General features: G+C 41.2%; 12 protein-coding genes and 2 pseudogenes. 10 read left to right on the top strand and 4 right to left on the bottom strand.

Going from position 1 to position 17125, the window contains the following annotated elements:
- The first annotated feature begins 132 nt into the window (after positions 1–132).
- Complete coding sequence (locus HWV01_RS13885) at positions 133–1356, top strand: OFA family MFS transporter (RefSeq protein ID WP_211672113.1); 1224 nt, start codon at positions 133–135, stop codon at positions 1354–1356.
- A gap of 60 nt (positions 1357–1416) precedes the next feature.
- Here the strand turns inward: HWV01_RS13885 and HWV01_RS13880 are convergent, their stop codons facing one another.
- Complete coding sequence (locus HWV01_RS13880) at positions 1417–1905, bottom strand: hypothetical protein (RefSeq protein ID WP_211672112.1); 489 nt, start codon at positions 1903–1905, stop codon at positions 1417–1419.
- Positions 1906–2343: 438 nt separating this feature from the next.
- Between HWV01_RS13880 and mrcB the strand changes: the two genes are divergently transcribed.
- From mrcB to HWV01_RS13860, 4 genes are read left to right on the top strand one after another with little or no spacing between them, the layout of a single operon-like run.
- Complete coding sequence (gene mrcB / locus HWV01_RS13875; RefSeq protein WP_249185318.1) at positions 2344–4605, top strand: penicillin-binding protein 1B; 2262 nt, start codon at positions 2344–2346, stop codon at positions 4603–4605.
- A 36-nt stretch (positions 4606–4641) separates the two neighbouring features.
- Positions 4642–5103 (top strand): tetratricopeptide repeat protein, encoded by a 462-nt coding sequence (locus HWV01_RS13870; RefSeq protein WP_211672110.1) that lies wholly within the window; start codon positions 4642–4644, stop codon positions 5101–5103.
- A 19-nt stretch (positions 5104–5122) separates the two neighbouring features.
- Positions 5123–7000, top strand: coding sequence for a DUF294 nucleotidyltransferase-like domain-containing protein (locus HWV01_RS13865; protein ID WP_211672109.1), 1878 nt, complete (start codon positions 5123–5125; stop codon positions 6998–7000).
- Positions 7001–7009: 9 nt separating this feature from the next.
- Entirely contained in the window at positions 7010–7726 is a 717-nt protein-coding gene (locus HWV01_RS13860; RefSeq protein WP_211672108.1) for a 3'-5' exonuclease, read from the top strand.
- A gap of 113 nt (positions 7727–7839) precedes the next feature.
- On the opposite strand, the pseudogene HWV01_RS13855 reads toward HWV01_RS13860, so the two are convergent.
- The 3 genes and pseudogenes from HWV01_RS13855 to HWV01_RS13845 form a co-directional block, all read right to left on the bottom strand.
- Positions 7840–8331, bottom strand: a pseudogene (locus HWV01_RS13855) (TenA family protein); the annotation flags it as partial.
- A pseudogene (locus tag HWV01_RS13850) lies at positions 8325–8471 on the bottom strand (bifunctional hydroxymethylpyrimidine kinase/phosphomethylpyrimidine kinase); the annotation flags it as partial. The pseudogenes HWV01_RS13855 and HWV01_RS13850, both read right to left, overlap by 7 nt.
- 273 nt (positions 8472–8744) lie before the next feature.
- Entirely contained in the window at positions 8745–10322 is a 1578-nt protein-coding gene (locus tag HWV01_RS13845; protein ID WP_211672107.1) for a BCCT family transporter, read from the bottom strand.
- 411 nt (positions 10323–10733) lie between these two features.
- On the opposite strand from HWV01_RS13845, the gene HWV01_RS13840 reads away from it, so the two are divergent.
- From HWV01_RS13840 to acnD, 5 genes are all read left to right on the top strand, one after another.
- Positions 10734–11189, top strand: coding sequence for an isoprenylcysteine carboxylmethyltransferase family protein (locus HWV01_RS13840; RefSeq protein ID WP_211675858.1), 456 nt, complete (start codon positions 10734–10736; stop codon positions 11187–11189).
- 91 nt (positions 11190–11280) lie between these two features.
- A complete protein-coding gene (locus HWV01_RS13835; protein WP_211672106.1) occupies positions 11281–12006 on the top strand; it encodes a GntR family transcriptional regulator in 726 nt (241 codons plus the stop codon).
- A gap of 1 nt (position 12007) precedes the next feature.
- A complete protein-coding gene (prpB, locus tag HWV01_RS13830) occupies positions 12008–12916 on the top strand; it encodes a methylisocitrate lyase (protein ID WP_211672105.1) in 909 nt (302 codons plus the stop codon).
- A 290-nt stretch (positions 12917–13206) separates the two neighbouring features.
- On the top strand, positions 13207–14331 hold the full coding sequence (prpC, locus tag HWV01_RS13825; RefSeq protein WP_211672104.1) for a 2-methylcitrate synthase: 1125 nt from the start codon (positions 13207–13209) through the stop codon (positions 14329–14331).
- Between the two features lie 190 nt (positions 14332–14521).
- Entirely contained in the window at positions 14522–17125 is a 2604-nt protein-coding gene (gene acnD / locus HWV01_RS13820; RefSeq protein WP_211672103.1) for a Fe/S-dependent 2-methylisocitrate dehydratase AcnD, read from the top strand.

Below are 17125 nucleotides of genomic sequence, written 5' to 3'. Positions count from 1 at the left end.
GTAAACCTGACAGATTGAACGAAGTCTGTATCACCCTGCTCAAGGGGAATGAAATCTGGATAGCAGGGCGTCACTCGCTAACTAGATCACAACACGTGTAAGTTTACACAATGGTGTGATCTTGAGGACAAAATGACTAATAAACCACTGCAAATATTATTAACGGGTATCGGCATTAACTTAACCATCGGTATTCTATACGTGTGGGGTATTTTCACTGTACCTCTCGCAGAAGCATTAAATGTGGTTGTAGAAAATGTCGTATCACCGTACAAAATTTCCGTTTTCACATTTGCGACTTGTTTACTTATCGCTGGTATCTTACAAGACAAGATTGGTCCTAGAAAAGTAGCCATGCTTGGCGTCTCTCTCGTTGGTTTTGGTCTTATTGCTTCAGGTTATACAACGACCTTAGCTGAACTCGAATTCACCTTTGGCGGTATTGTTGGTGCCGGTATGGGGTTCGCATACGCATGCATTAGCCCAAGTGCGATGAAGTGGTGGCCAGAAGATAAAAAAGGTCTAGTAAGTGGTTTAACTGCGGGTGGTTTCGCATTGGCTTCTGTCTACCTTGCGCCATTATCTACAAGCCTAATTGACAGCTATGGTATCTACGATACATTTAAAATATTAGGTGCAGGCCTATTAGCAATCGCTATTCCATGCGCGTCTCTGCTTGTTGATCCTCCTACAGGTTACATTGCAGCACCATTAGAAGTGAAAGCTGTATCAAGTGATAATATCAATCTTAACTGGCAACAAATGTTGAAAACACCTCAATTTTACCAGTTATGGATAATGTTTATGGTGTCATCTGCTGCAGGTATCATGCTTATTGGTTCTGTTGGTAGCATCAGTAAATCAATTGGTTTAACATCAGATAAGATTGCATTCGGTGTTGTTTTACTGGCTATCTTTAACACGGGTGGTCGTGTAGTCGGAGGTTTAATCTCTGATAGGATTGGCCGTGTTAATACACTTGCTTTAATATACATGCTTCAAGCGGGTAACATGGCATTTTTCACTATTATTACAACGCAAATTCCATTGATGGTTGGGATTGCGGTAGGTGCAATGTCATACGGTGCATTATTCAGTGTATTTCCACCAATGACTGCGGATAACTATGGTTTAAAAAATTACGGGACTAACTTTGGTATCCTTTATTCTGCATGGGGGGTATCAGGCTTCTTCGGTAGTTTCTTAGCAACTGTAGCAGGTTCAACTAATAATACTTATTTTGCTTTTTCGGCACTATTAGTTACTGTGACTGTCATTGCTTTCTTCACTAAACCAGTTGATAAAGCCGCCATATTAGGGGAAGAAGTAAATCAATTAAAAGTCGTTAAAGCTTAATCATTAGCCCTTATTAATTTTGGCAAAGGGATAGTTCAAGTCATTGACTATCCCTTGTGGTTAAAAATGAACATTACCGCCTAAACTAAAATATTTCAAATCTGCCTGAATGACGGTATAGCCCGCTTCTACCGTGAATGCATCACCAAGCTCAATGCCAAATAATATACCGCCAGAAAAACCATCTTCGTCCGATTTTTTTGTGTCTGACTTCAGCGTCCCTTCTAAATAACCAGCCCTTAATTTTGCATAGTATGTACCTGGTGTACGATATGTCCCATAGATAGCGTATGACTCATATTCCAAATCAATATTGTTTTTATCCATATCGACAAAAGTACCTTCAAACTCTAAACCAAAACCACTCTTTTGAATACCTACAAGAAAAGTAGCGGGTATTTTAGAATCGAGTTTGTCAAATGCAGTATATATATAACCTGTTTTAGCGCCGAGGTAAAAGTCGATATCGCCAGATGTTTTATCTTCTGCCGTGGCAGAGGTTGTTGCGATTGTTGCGAGTGATAAAATGAGAGGGGTTAATTTTTTCATCGTTTATCCTTGTTTTATGTGAACTATGCCGTGTTTTTTTAATCATAGTTACAAGAATTAATTTCGCTATAATATAAGTTGTATATCAGTCGATTATCTAATAAATCAAACGATGTTAGTGATATTGATCTACTGCTTTGGGTGTTATTAAAGTTGATTTAGTAAGGAGAAAAAGTTGTTTTCCAATATAATCACTTGTGGTTTCACTTGAAGGCAGTGGAGGTGGGGTTAATCGTCGAGCTATAACAAATTTTGTAGTAAAGGGTATGATTTTAATGCGTTTTTAAAATGCCCATTTAAGTCTAAATTACAATTTAGAGTAGCGATTATTACTTTAAATTCATTATCGATTAGAGTGTATTTACTATGTTATTATTCGAATATAGTAACGGATTTTATGAGTTGTCATTAACGGTGAAATGATAACGAGAGGTGCTTGTGAGTAAGAATGTAAAAGGTCGTGGTTTATGGTGGAAGTTATTACTAATCCCAGTGTTTATCGGGTTAGCTGTAATGATTTATTTAGATATTATTATTCGTTCAACATTTGATGAAAATAAGTGGGCTGTACCATCGACGGTTTACGCACGTCCGCTCGAATTATACGAAGGCGCAGCTTTAACTGTGGCTGATTTAAAAACGGAACTCGGTTTATTAGGTTATAAATTTGTTGCTCGTCCGACTAAACCTGGGCAAGCAAATATACGAGGTAATCAGGTTCATATTTATACGCCTGGATTTCAATTTAGTGATGGCTTAGAGCCTCCACGTAATATTTCGTTGCTATTGAATGATGGCATGGTTGCTAAACTGGATACTGACGATGGTGCCGGTCTTTTACGATTAGAGCCTGTTGTTATTGGCGGTATTTATCCTGCGCATAACGAAGATAGACTACTAGTACAGTTATCCGAAGTACCTACGTCGTTACAGGCAATGTTAGTGGCGGTTGAAGATGATAGCTTCTATGAACATTTTGGTATTTCTGTTCGTGGTATCGGCCGTGCATTAGTGGCGAATATTAAACAAGGTGGTATTTCCCAAGGCGCGTCAACATTGACTCAGCAACTGGTTAAAAATTATTACCTAAGTTCTGAACGTACCTTTAGCCGCAAAGCAAAAGAAGCATTGATGGCAATCTTACTTGAATTCCATTTTTCGAAAGATAAGATTCTAGAAGGGTATATTAACGAAATTTATCTTGGTCAAGATGGCCCTCGTGCTATCCATGGCTTTGGCTTAGCGAGTCAGTATTACTTTAAAACACCACTTGCAGATTTACCGATCGATAAGCAAGCCTTATTGGTCGCATTAGTGCGTGGCGCAAGTTATTATAATCCTTGGCGAAACCCTGAACGAGCACTTAAACGTCGTGATTTAGTGTTAGATATTGCGGTTCGAGAAGGTCGTTTAGACAGTGAATTAGCGGCGACAGCAAAAGCTAAACCGTTAGGCATGGGTGAGCAGACTGCGAGTAGCACCAAGCGATTTCCTGCTTATCTTGATTTAGTTCGCCGCCAATTACAGCGAGACTATAAAGTTGAAGATTTAAGTGAGAATGGTTTATCTATTTTTACGCATTTTGACCCACTTGTGCAAAGTAGCGCAGAGTCAAGTCTCACTAAATCCATTGCACGACATAAACGTAATGGCTTGAGTGCTAAACTTGAAGGTGCTGTGGTGATCACACGACCAAATACAGGCGCTGTTATTGCTATTGTTGGTGGTGCGAATGCGCGTTATGCTGGTTTTAATCGCGCCATAGATGCTAAGCGTCAAGTGGGCTCATTGATTAAACCTGCTGTGTACCTGACAGCATTAGAGCAGCCTGAGAAGTATAATCTGTCTACCTTGATCAGTGATGATGAATATAATCTAAATTTACCCAATGGGGATATTTGGTCACCTAAAAACTACGATAAGAAAGATCATGGTGAGGTACTGTTATATAAAGCGCTTGCTAAGTCTTATAATCAAGCTACAGCACGCTTAGGCAATGAGATTGGGTTAGATAAGGTCATTAATACGATCCATGGTCTTGGTGTCGAACAACGTATAGCGGCTTTGCCATCGGTCACGTTAGGCGCAGTCGATATGACGCCATTAACCGTTGCTCAAATGTATCAAACATTATCTGCGGATGGTTTCTATACACCTTTATTAGCTATTAATGCCGTTGTCGATCCAAAGGGTAATGTGTTGAAGCGTTATCCGTTAGCCGTTGATAAGCGCTTTGATGCTGGTTCTGTGTACATGCTGCGTCATGCGATGCAAGCTGTTACGCATGAAGGCTCGGGGAGAGCCCTCGAATGGTTGCTACCAAACTTTGAAGTCGCAGGTAAAACGGGAACAACGAATGATCTAAGAGACAGTTGGTTCGCAGGATTTTCTGGTGACATGATGGCCGTTGTATGGATGGGACGTGATGATAATGTGACGACTGGTTTAACAGGTTCGAGTGGGGCTTTGCGTGTTTGGGCTGACATTTTCCGCCAACGTTCAGCATTGCCGATTCAGAACTTGCCACCACAGAATATTACAGTCGGTTGGGTTGATAGTGATACTGGTCAAGGTAGCCAAGGTAGTTGTCTTAACTCGATCCCGCTGCCTTTTATGAGTGGTTATGAACCTGAAATTGAATTACGTTGTAATCAAGGGGTTAAGCGAGTGATTGAGTGGTTCCGTGATCTTGTCGAATAATGCGATTTGTCATTAAACATAAATTTTGGAAGTAACATGAAAATAATAAAACGCGCGTGTCTGTTCGCACTGCCATTACTTTTAACTGCCTGTGGGACAATACCTACGTATAATTCCAATGGTACGCAAGTGCAAGAGACGAATAATACAGCTCCGGTTGCGAGTGAAAAAAGCAAACCTGAACCAAAGGTTAAGCCAAAACCTACACCGGTAGATGATACGGCGCAAGCACCTGCTGCGGTATTATCACTAATGAAACGTGCTGAAAAACAGGTAAATGGTGGTGATAATCGAGCTGCGATTGCATCATTAGAGCGGGCTATCCGAATCGCGCCACGCTATCCAGACACTTATTTCCGTTTAGGTGAGCGTTATTTCTATCAAGGTAACTATAAACAAGCCCGCTCATTGGCTGAAAAGTCGATAACATTGGGTGCAGACTGGCTGTTACGTCGACAAGCTGAATCTTTAATTGAACGTGCCGCGGCATATCAATAATTTATAAATAGAGCAAAGAATGGAAATCGAACTACTAGAAATTAAAAACTTTATTAGCCAGTATCAACCTTTTGATCAACTTCCTGAAGAAGCGTTGGAAGAAGTGGTTAAAAGTATTGAGATCTCATACTTCCGTGCAGACTCGATGATTATTGAGTATGGCGACAAGATCCATGATCTGTATTTTATTCGCAGTGGCGTGGTGGAAATATACCGCCGCAAAGGTGAATTATATAACCGTCTCGATCAAGGCGAAATATTTGGTCAGATGGGTTTACTCGCCAATAATAAAGTTCGACTTCCAGCAAAAGCGGTTAAAGACACGCTTGTTTATTGTATTCCAGAAGCGCTCTTCCATGATTTTTGTGAGCGTTATGAAGCGTTTTCTGATTTCTCGGAAGTGGAAGGCACGATTCGATTAAAGCAAGCTGTTGAAGATAATAACGATGATGCGAACTCATTAACCACTTCAAAAGTTAAGACATTATTAAGTCGAGACTTAGTAATGTTAAAAAATACGACGTCAATTCAAGATGTTGCCAAGGTAATGGCGGAAGAGAGTGTGTCCGCGGTACTGATTAATGATCCGACTATTATCCATGAAGATGGGAGTAATTTTGTCGGTATTATTACTCAGCATGATTTATGTGCAAAAGTGATTGCGACGGGGATGAGTGTTGATAATCCTGTTTCTGATGTAATGTCGACAGAACTGATGTCACTCGATCATAATGCCTATGTCTCAGAAGCGATGCTGATGATGCTACGATATAATGTCCATCATTTACCTATCTTAAAGAACAAGCAACCTATTGGCCTCATTGAAGTGGCTGATATTATTCGTTATGAATCTCAAAATAGCTTGTTGTTGTCGGGCAGTATTTTCCAACAACAAAATATTGAAGATCTGGTTTTACTCTCTGAGCAGCTCAAAGATTGTTTTGTACGTATGGTCAATGAAGATGCGAATTCACACATGATTGGTAGCGCGATGTCCGAGATCGGTCGCAGTTTTAAGCAGCGATTACTCGAACTTGCCGAAGAAGAGTTAGGTCAGCCTCCAGTTCCTTATTGTTTCCTAGCTTTGGGCTCAATGGCACGTGATGAGCAATTGATTGTAACAGACCAAGACAACGGTATTATTTTAGATAATAGTTATGATCATGAGAAGCACTGCGCATATTTTGAAAAATTATCTAAGTTTGTATGTGATGGATTAGCCGCTTGCGGCTATACCTATTGTACAGGCGATATTATGGCAACTAACCCTGAGTTTCGTAAAACCCAAGCTGAATGGGAAGATTGTTTTGCTGACTGGATTGATAACCCGAACCCACAAGCATTATTAAATTGTTCTATCTTCTTTGATTTAACAGGCGTGTATGGCCGGGTCAAATGGGCTGAGCAGCTAAATGCCTTTATTTTACGCCGCGCCAAGAAAAATAACCGATTCTTAGCTTGTTTAGCACGTAATGCATTAAACCGCACGCCGCCACTGGGTTTCTTCAAAAATTTTGTGATGGAGAAGGATGGTCGTCATAATAATTCAATTAACTTAAAACGTCGTGGTACAGCACCGCTGGCGGATTTGATCCGCGTACATGGATTGGCAATTGGCTCTCAATCGCAAAATTCATTTGAACGTTTGGAAGATATTATTGAAGCGGGCATTTTACCAGCATCAAAAGGGCAGGACTTACAGCATGCGATGGAGTTCATTTCCTTAGTTCGTTTACGTCACCAAGCGTTAGATGTGGAGTCGGAAATTGAACCGGATAATAATATTGAACCAGAAAATATGTCGGAATTTGAGCGACGTAACCTTAAAGATGCTTTTTTGGTTTTAAGTAACGCACAGAACTTTTTAAAATATCGTTATACCGCCAATAAAATGTAGGGGTTATTAATGCATAATTTTATGAATAAAGAGATTTTAAACTGGGGTGCGTTTTATCAAGTTAAGGTAGCCCAGAGTAAGGATGAACGTTTAAAGTCTTTTTACCAGACTGGCATGTATCATGATGAAACGAAGTTAAGTGATATTGATTTTGTCGCGTTAGATTTTGAAACGACAGGGCTGGATTCACAACAAAATAGCATTATTAGCATTGGCTTGGTGCCGTTTAATTTGAAACGTATTTTTTGTCGGCAAGCGCAGCATTGGTATATTGATCCAGAGGATAAGTTACAAGAAAATTCCATTATTATTCACGGTATTACCCATACAGATCTAAAAGGTGCACCCGATTTACTACGGATACTAGAACCCGTATTAGAGGCATTGGCGGGGAAGGTTGTTGTGGTTCATTACCGCCGTATTGAACGTGATTTTTTTGATAGTAATTTACGTAGTTTAATTAACGAAGGTATTGTGTTTCCTGTTGTAGATACCATGCAGATAGAAGCTGATGTGCAAGATGCGCAAGCTAAGGGCTTTTTCAATTTATTTAAACGTAAACGTCAGGATTCTATTCGTCTTGCAAATAGCCGTTCTCGTTATCATTTACCTGTGTATCCACCACATGATGCATTAACAGATGCAATTGCGACAGCTGAACTATTACAAGCTCAGATTCATTATCACTTTTCGCCAGATACACCGATTAAAAGGCTTTGGCTGTAGATAGTAGATAGTCGTTGTAATCAAATCAGTAAGCGTTTTAAAAAATAGCGCGTTAATATTATATTAACGCGCTATTTTGTTTTATTAGGCTCTGTTTTTATTTCTTATTTTAACTAGGATACATCGAGTCCTTGCTGCCAAAATGCAATTTCCATACGAGTAGCCGTTCTAAATACATGTACTAGATTACGACCGCGTTGGCTATTAAGGTCGATTTCAGCCAGTAATTCATCAATATGCGATGTACCTTGTGCGACACCTTGTTGAAATTCATCACCACTATAGAGTTCAATCCAGCTTGCGAATGGATTATCTATTAGCTTGGTGTTTGCATCCGCAGCTAGGTTTCGGCCTATTTCAGCGTATCCGATCGAACAGGGGGCAAGTGCAGCATAAAGGTCGACGATATCACCAGCCATACCCGCATCGAGCACATAACGTGTATAAGCAACGGTGCCAAAGTCTTCCGGTTCTGCTTCTAAATCTGATTCAGTTAACCCCCAATTACCACAGTAAGTAACGTGATGACCGATTTCAGAATCTAGTAATGCATGGACACTTGGCAGTGCTTTACGCATATCAGCTAAGGTACGCGCTTTGTAAATGCGGTGATTGCAGAACAAGCATAACTGCCAGTTGCTGATATTGCTTTGATATCAGCTTGAATACCTGCACCGCCACCGCTATCAGACCCTGCAATCGTTAATACAATTGGTGTTGATGTGTTTGTTATTACCTTTAGCATAAATATTCCTAGAGCTGGCGCATAGGAACTTTATCAAGCGAAAGATTGAGAGACGCAGAAGGTCAAATCATGAGAAGCAAGATCGATAGTTCCCTACGCCAGTGTTAACTGAATCAGGTTCAACGGGTCTCGCAATAGCCAGTTACTTACATTATATAATTGGTTTATCAAAGATAAAGAAAAGGCCACTCGTCAATGTAACGGTGGCCTGTATTGTAGTGCAGTGTCGTAAACTAAAAGTTCACTGTCATCAGTTTGTTATGTTAAGTCAGCTTAGCGCTTACGTTGCTCTGTTCTCAAACCCATAATCAAGCTCACACACATCACTAATAAGATAATAGTGAAGGGGAGGGCTGTTGAAATCGCACCAGCTTGTAGTGCTTCAATTGCTTGTGTACCACCAACCCAAAGGAGAGCTGTAGCAATTGCACCTTCAATTAATGCCCAGAACACGCGCTGTGGAATCGGAGCATCAACTTTACCGCCCGCAGTAATGCTGTCGATAACCAAAGAGCCTGAATCAGAAGAAGTAATAAAGAAAACTAATACCAGTATGATCGCAAGTATTGATAAAAAATCACCTAAAGGTAAAGAATCAAACATTTGGAACATAGCTAAAGGTACTTCTGTTAACCCTTCACTGCCTAAAGTACCAATATTATTCACGATTTGATCAATGGCTACGCCACCAAATACAGACATCCATAAGATAGTCACAGCGGTTGGAACAAGTAATACCGCAGTCAGGAATTCACGAATAGTACGGCCACGTGAAATACGCGCAATGAACATACCAACGAATGGTGACCATGAGATCCACCATGCCCAATAGAACACTGTCCAGCCGTGCATCCATGCTTCATCAGCTCGGTCCATAGGGTTGCTGAGTGGAATGATATTCTTAACATAACCCATGATTGTCATTGGGATGGTGCCCATAGAAACAGCCAGGGTAACTAAAGCAACAAAAACAAGTAACACAATGGCAAGTAGCATATTGATATTACTAATTACTTTTACGCCGCCATCAATACCACGTACCACAGAGCCGACCGCAATCAGTGTGACAACAATGATAATGGTGATCTGTAAACCCAGGCTATCAGCAATACCGAACACGTGATGGAAACCACTCGCGGCTTGTTGTGCACCTAAACCAAGTGATGTAGCAAGACCAAACAAGGTTGCTATTACCGCAAGAATATCGACAATGTGACCAGCCCAGCCCCAAGTACGATCCCCTAGTATTGGGTAAAACACAGAGCGCATTGAAAGTGGAAGGCCTTTATTATAAGCAAAGAAAGCCAGTGCTAATGCGACGACACCATAGATTGCCCATGGGTGTAAGCCCCAGTGGAACATTGTTGCGCCTAATGCAAGCTGAGCGGCTTCAGGTGTATTAGCTGTCACATTGAGAGGCGTGTGATACGAGCCTGTATAATAAGAAACGGGCTCTGCAACCCCCCAAAACATAAGACCGATACCCATGCCAGCAGCAAATAACATAGCTAGCCATGACATACGGCTATAATCAGTTTTAGCGTCATCACCACCTAAACGAATTTTACCGTATGGCGAGACAATTAGCGCTAGGCAGAAAATAACGAAGATATTTGCAGACCACATGAATAAGCCATCAAAACTGGCGATGATTTGCCATTTTATACCATCTAGGAATGATTTCGATGTTTCAGGTTCTACTAATAAAATAGCGACCAAGAATAGGCCAATTAACGATGCACTAATACCAAATACAGGGTTATGTACGTCAAACCCCCATTTTTGAACGTTATCTTGTCCAACAGTATAATCAGTATTATCAATACTGTATTTATCCCTATTAATACTCATTAGTCCTCAGTTAGAACAGTCCTGTTCTATATTGGTGTATTTATTTATTATGGGTTAGTTTAGCAAATTTAGAGTTAAATATCAGAAGAATAAAAGGTTATAAAGTATAAAACCGCCTAATAAGCGGTTTATCTGTGATGGAAAAAGTGTGAAAAGCGCGTCGAGAATTAGCTATTACAGGGTTCTGCTTCTTTCTCGTTGACCACGCTTTAAGCCCAGAAACTGACGTGGTTGCTATATCTACCTCACCTCTAAGGTCTATTGGTAGAAAAAAACGCTCTTCATTGTTTAGTATAGATCAGGTTGAATAACTGTCCAGTTCACAAAATTATGATATTAAGTTATTTTCAAGAAGACTAAATAACGTATTCTATAACAATAATTTAAGTTATTTGGAGCGACACGATGTTGATACTTGAAAACAAAATTCCACCACCTGTTATTACTTTATTATTTGCCGTATTTATGTGGGGAGTATCACTTATTACTCCAAGTCTGACATTTAGTTTAACACTGCGGTTACCCTTATCCTTGCTAATCGTTGCCTTAGGTAGTTTCTTTTGTGTCGCAGGTGTGGTGTCTTTTAAAAAGGCGGCTACGACAGTTAATCCATTAAAGCCAGAAACTGCATCATCATTAGTGAATTCTGGTATTTATAGAATATCTCGAAACCCTATGTATGTTGGCTTTTCTTTGTTTTTACTTTCCTGGGGCGTTTACTTATCCTCACCTTGGACTATTTTAGTCATAGTGGGCTTTGTTTTTTATATGAATAAGTTCCAAATCATTCCAGAGGAGAGAGCGCTAACCACAATATTTGGCGCCGAATTTACAGCGTACCTATCACAGGTTCGTCGTTGGTTATAAACTTGTAAATCGACTATTTAGTTGCGCAAATGTTGACAAGATGTAAAAAATCAATAGTATTGAATGAAATTCAAACATTGTCGACAATCTTATGCCTTTAGAAGATCCAACAAAAATAGTCGCTGTGACTACAGCCGATAAAGTTTTTGAGCTAATGCAGCGTGCCATTGTAGATGGTGAAATACTTGCAGGCAGTAAGATCAGTGAGCCCGAGCTCGCAAAGCGCTACCAAGTTAGTCGCTCTACCCTTCGTGAAGCATTAAACCGATTAGAAAAGTGCCATTTAATTGAGCGTAAAGCAAATGTCGGTTCACGCGTAGTACAGTGCACAACTCAAGGTCTACTCGATCTTTACTTTGTACGTGAAGCGCTAGAAGGCATGGCATGCAGACAAGCGGCAGAAAACATGACTGATAATGAAATTGTCGACATGAAAGACATGCTTAATCAACATGCGTCAGTACAAGCATTGAAAGATGGTGTCGCTTATTATCAAGAAGAAGGCGATTTAGACTTTCATTATAAAGTGATTTTGGGTAGTCATAATGCTCAACTCATTCATTTGATATGTGGTCAGCTCTATCATTTAGTTCGCATGTACCGCTGTCAGTTTGGTATGCACAGTCCCAGAGCCAGCCGCGCTTTTTCAGAACACGCCCAAATCATCGAAGCCATCAGTGACCGAGATGGTGAATTAGCCGAAATGCTAATGCGTCGTCATATCGCGGCTTCACGTAAAAACATTGAAAGTAAAATTGCACGTCAACTAGCCGCAGAATTAAAGACAGACACTACACCAGTTCAAGGAGAGAAATAATATGTCTACAGAATCAGCTTCGTCTCAACGTTTATCCCCAGGCGCTAAGTTTCGTTTAGCACTGACCAATAATAAACCCCTGCAAGTCGTCGGTACTATTAATGCGTATTGCGCAATGATGGCAGAGCAGCTGGGTCATCAGGCTATCTATCTGTCAGGTGGCGGTGTTGCCAATGCGTCTTACGGTTTACCTGACTTAGGTATGACCTCATTGAGTGATGTGATCGCCGATGTACAGCGTATTACTGCCGCATCGAGCTTACCTTTGTTGGTCGACATTGATACGGGCTGGGGCGGTGCATTTAACATTGCTAAAACCATCCGTGATATGGAAAAAGCCGGTGCGGCAGCTGTACATATTGAAGATCAAGTAGCACAAAAACGTTGTGGTCATCGTCCCAATAAAGAAATCGTGTCGACAGAAGAGATGGTTGACCGTATCAAAGCAGCGGTTGATGCGCGTACCGATGCTGATTTTTTCATTATGGCGCGTACCGATTCATTCGCACAAGAGGGTTTAGAAGCCGCGATTGCTAGAGCACAAGCGTATGTTGAAGCGGGTGCTGACGGTATTTTTGCTGAAGCTGTGAAAACCGAAGCGCATTATCGTGCGTTCTCGGCGGCGTTAGATGTACCTATTTTGGCGAATATCACTGAGTTTGGGCAAACCGAATTATGGAATAAAGAGCAGCTTGGAGAGTGGGGTTGCGCCATGGTGCTTTATCCATTATCTGCATTTCGTGCGATGAATAAAGCGGCTGAACAGGTTTATAAAACCTTGCTAGCTGACGGAGACCAAAAAGCCGTAGTTGATAACATGCAAACACGTATGGATTTATACGATTATCTCGGTTACCACGATTATGAGCAAAAACTCGATAGCCTATTTTCCGAAGGAAAAAACAAATAAAAAGTCGAAGGAAAAAACAAATAAAAAGCGAAGGTAAGAATAAATCAAAATCGATGGAATAAATAGTCCGCGTAATCATCGACTAAAATTACTTACATTAGACATAAAACGATACACATAAAATATAGGCATTACAGATATAGAAATTAAATCATCAAGCGAATAGTAGTGAACAGGATGTTGCAATGTGAGCCAACTGTAGTCAAGGACAGTTGAGTATGTAGAGTTGCTATTAACCGTTTGAAATTAACTGTTTTACATTAATCAAAATAATAATTAAAGGAATAATTATGACAGATAAAAAATTATCAGGCGCTGGCTTACGTGGCCAAAGCGCAGGTGAAACAAAATTATGTACGGTTGGTAAATCAGGTAGTGGCTTAACGTATTGTGGTTATGACATAGCCGATCTAGCCGAGCACGCTACATTCGAAGAGGTTGCTTACCTATTGTTTAACGGTGAATTACCGACACTTGATCAGCTTGAAACATACAAAGCTGAATTGGACACCCTACGTGATTTACCTCAATCGTTAAAAGAAGTATTACAGCACATTCCTGCAGATGCGCATCCAATGGACGTCATGCGAACGGGTTGTTCATTCTTAGGTAACATTGAACCTGAGACGGATTTTTCCGCGCAAAACAAAGCCGCAAATCGTCTACTGGCAGCATTCCCTGCAATCATGTGTTATTGGTATCGTTATTCTCATGATGGTGTAGAAATTGACTGTACTACTGATGAAGAATCTCTGGCTGGTCACTTCCTTAAATTATTGCGCGGTGAAACACCGTCAGAACAGCATCGTCGAGTGATGGATGTATCGCTGATCCTCTATTCTGAACATGAATTTAATGCCTCAACCTTTACTGCGCGCGTGTGTGCATCGACATTGTCGGATATGTTCTCGTGTGTAACGGGGGCGATTGGTACATTACGTGGGCCATTACACGGTGGTGCAAACGAAGCGGCAATGGACATGATCCAGACGTTTACTTCACCTGCAGACGCAAAAATGCAGATGGCTGGCATGCTTGAACGCAAAGAAAAAATTATGGGCTTTGGTCATGCAATTTACCGCACTTCCGATCCGCGTAATGTGATCATCAAAAAATGGTCAGAAAAACTGGCTCACGAACACGGTGATACTTCGTTATACGATATTTCGGTGGCATGTGAAGAGTTCATGTGGGACAGCAAAAAATTATTCTGTAACGCCGATTTCTTTCATGCGTCTGCTTATCATTTTATGGGCATTCCGACTAAATTGTTTACCCCTATTTTTGTCTGCTCACGTTTAACCGGTTGGGCTGCGCACGTGATGGAACAGCGTAATAACAACCGTATTATTCGCCCAAGTGCAGATTATATTGGTGCAGAGCCTAGAGTGGTAACACCTATTGCAGACAGATAACTAAAGACAGAATAGTAACTGTTATTAAAGCATTCATACAGAATGAGTAAATAACACTGTATTGCGTGATCTACTTGTTTTCATTATTGATAAAATGAGCAGGTCAAAATGTTAGTTTGATTAAAAGAGGGAGGAGTAAAGCCGATTATTTGTGCTTTACCTCAGCCCCATTTATTTAATGGATTAAGTTATGAACATTAACTATCGTAAACCGTTACCGGGCAGTGAGCTCGATTATTTTGATACCCGTTCTGCAGTTGATTCAATCCAACCCGGTGCGTATGCCACTTTGCCTTATACTTCACGCGTATTTGCAGAAAATTTAGTACGTCGCTGTGATCCAGAGATATTAGAAGATTCGTTAAAGCAGTTAATTGAACGTAAACGCGATCTAGATTTTCCTTGGTTTCCTGCGCGTGTCGTTTGTCATGATATTTTAGGTCAAACCGCATTAGTTGATTTAGCGGGATTACGTGATGCGATTGCAGAGAAAGGTGGAGACCCATCTAAGGTTAATCCAGTCGTACCAACGCAATTGATTGTTGACCATTCATTGGCGGTTGAACATGCAGGTTTTGAACCTGATGCATTTGAAAAAAATCGTGCAATTGAAGATCGTCGCAACGATGATCGTTTTCACTTTATTAACTGGACGAAAACAGCCTTTAAAAACATTGATGTTATTCCTCCTGGCAACGGTATTCTGCATCAGATTAATTTGGAGCGTATGTCACCTGTGATCCAATCACGCAATGGTGTGGCATTTCCTGATACCTTAGTGGGCACAGATAGTCATACGCCTATGGTTGATGCATTAGGTGTAATTGCAATTGGTGTGGGCGGGCTTGAAGCAGAAAGCGTCATGCTTGGACGTGCATCATATATGCGCCTACCCGATATCATTGGTGTTGAACTGACAGGTCAACCACCAGAAGGTATGACAGCAACAGATACCGTTTTAGCATTGACCGAGTTCTTACGCGCACAGAAAGTAGTATCAAGTTATTTAGAGTTTTATGGTACGGGTGTTGCGCATCTGACCTTAGGCGATCGGGCCACCATTTCTAATATGACACCTGAATATGGTGCGACCGCGGCATTGTTCTCAATTGATGATCAGACCATTGATTACCTTAAGTTAACTGGTCGTGAAGACGAACAAGTTAAGCTGGTGGAAACTTACGCCAAAGAAACGGGTCTATGGGCCGATGACTTAGCAAACGTTGAATATGAACGTGTACTTACATTCGATTTATCGACTGTGTGCCGTAACATTGCTGGACCATCTAATCCGCATAATCGTGTTCCTACCTCTGAATTAGCCAAGCGTGGTATCAGTGGCAAGGTCGAAAATATACCAGGTAAAATGCCAGATGGTTCAGTGATCATAGCCGCTATCACCAGCTGTACCAATACCAGTAATCCACGCAATATGATTGCGGCAGGTTTGATTGCGCGTAACGCCAATAAGCTTGGATTAACACGTAAACCTTGGGTTAAAACCTCATTGGCTCCAGGTTCAAAAGCGGTGGAACTCTACCTACAAGAAGCCGATTTATTGCCGGAACTAGAGCAACTTGGCTTTGGTATTGTGGCGTTTGCCTGTACGTCTTGTAATGGTATGAGTGGGGCACTTGATCCCGTTATTCAGCAAGAGATTTTAGATCGTGACCTGTATGCGACCGCTGTGTTATCAGGTAACAGGAACTTTGATGGTCGTATTCACCCACATGCCAATGAGGCCTTTATTGCGTCCCCACCTTTAGTGGTTGCTTATGCGATTGCTGGAACTATCCGTTTTGATATTGAACGTGACACTCTTGGTTTAGATCAAGCTGGTAACGCAATCACACTGAAAGACATTTGGCCGAGCGATGAAGAAATTGATGCTGTGCTTAAGGCAAGTGTGAAACCAGAACAATTTCGTCAAGTCTACAACCCGATGTTTAGTAGTGATATAGAGTGTAGTGTTGATTACGGTGAGAAAAATAACCCGCTGTATGACTGGCGTGAAATGAGTACCTACATTCGTCGTCCGCCTTATTGGGAAGGTGCATTAGCAGGTGAGCGTAGCCTTAAAGGTATGCGCCCTCTAGCGGTATTGGGCGATAATATTACTACCGATCATTTATCTCCTTCTAACGCCATCATGCTTGATAGTGCGGCAGGTGCGTATTTAGATAAAATGGGTTTGCCGGAAGTTGACTTTAACTCATACGCTACCCACCGAGGTGATCACCTTACGGCGCAACGAGCGACCTTTGCAAATCCTAAATTGAATAATGAAATGGTGCTAGAAAACGGCAAAGTTAAACAAGGTTCATTAGCACGAGTTGAGCCTGAAGGGAACGTAATGCGCATGTGGGAAGCGATTGAAACCTACATGGATCGTAAGCAACCTCTGATTATCGTCGCAGGTGCCGATTATGGCCAAGGCTCTTCACGTGACTGGGCGGCGAAAGGCGTTCGTTTAGCGGGTGTAGAAGCGATTGTTGCAGAAGGGTTTGAACGTATTCACCGTACTAACTTGGTTGGTATGGGCGTACTACCACTTGAGTTTAAAGCGAGTGAAAGCCGTAAAACTTATGCAATTGATGGCAGTGAAACTTTTGACGTCATTGGTGAGCCAACCCCGCTTGCAGCCCTAACGCTAGTCATAACTCGTAAAAATGGTGAAATCCTTGAAGTGCCTGTGACTTGTCGTTTGGATACGGCAGAAGAAGTATCTATCTATGCGGCAGGTGGTGTACTACAACGCTTTGCACAAGATTTCCTTGAATCGAGTGAGGCCTAG

This window comes from Moritella sp. 5, assembly GCF_018219455.1.
Taxonomy (GTDB): domain Bacteria; phylum Pseudomonadota; class Gammaproteobacteria; order Enterobacterales; family Moritellaceae; genus Moritella.
Note: the sequence above shows the minus strand (reverse complement) of the source record. Positions and strands in the feature narration are given on the sequence as shown.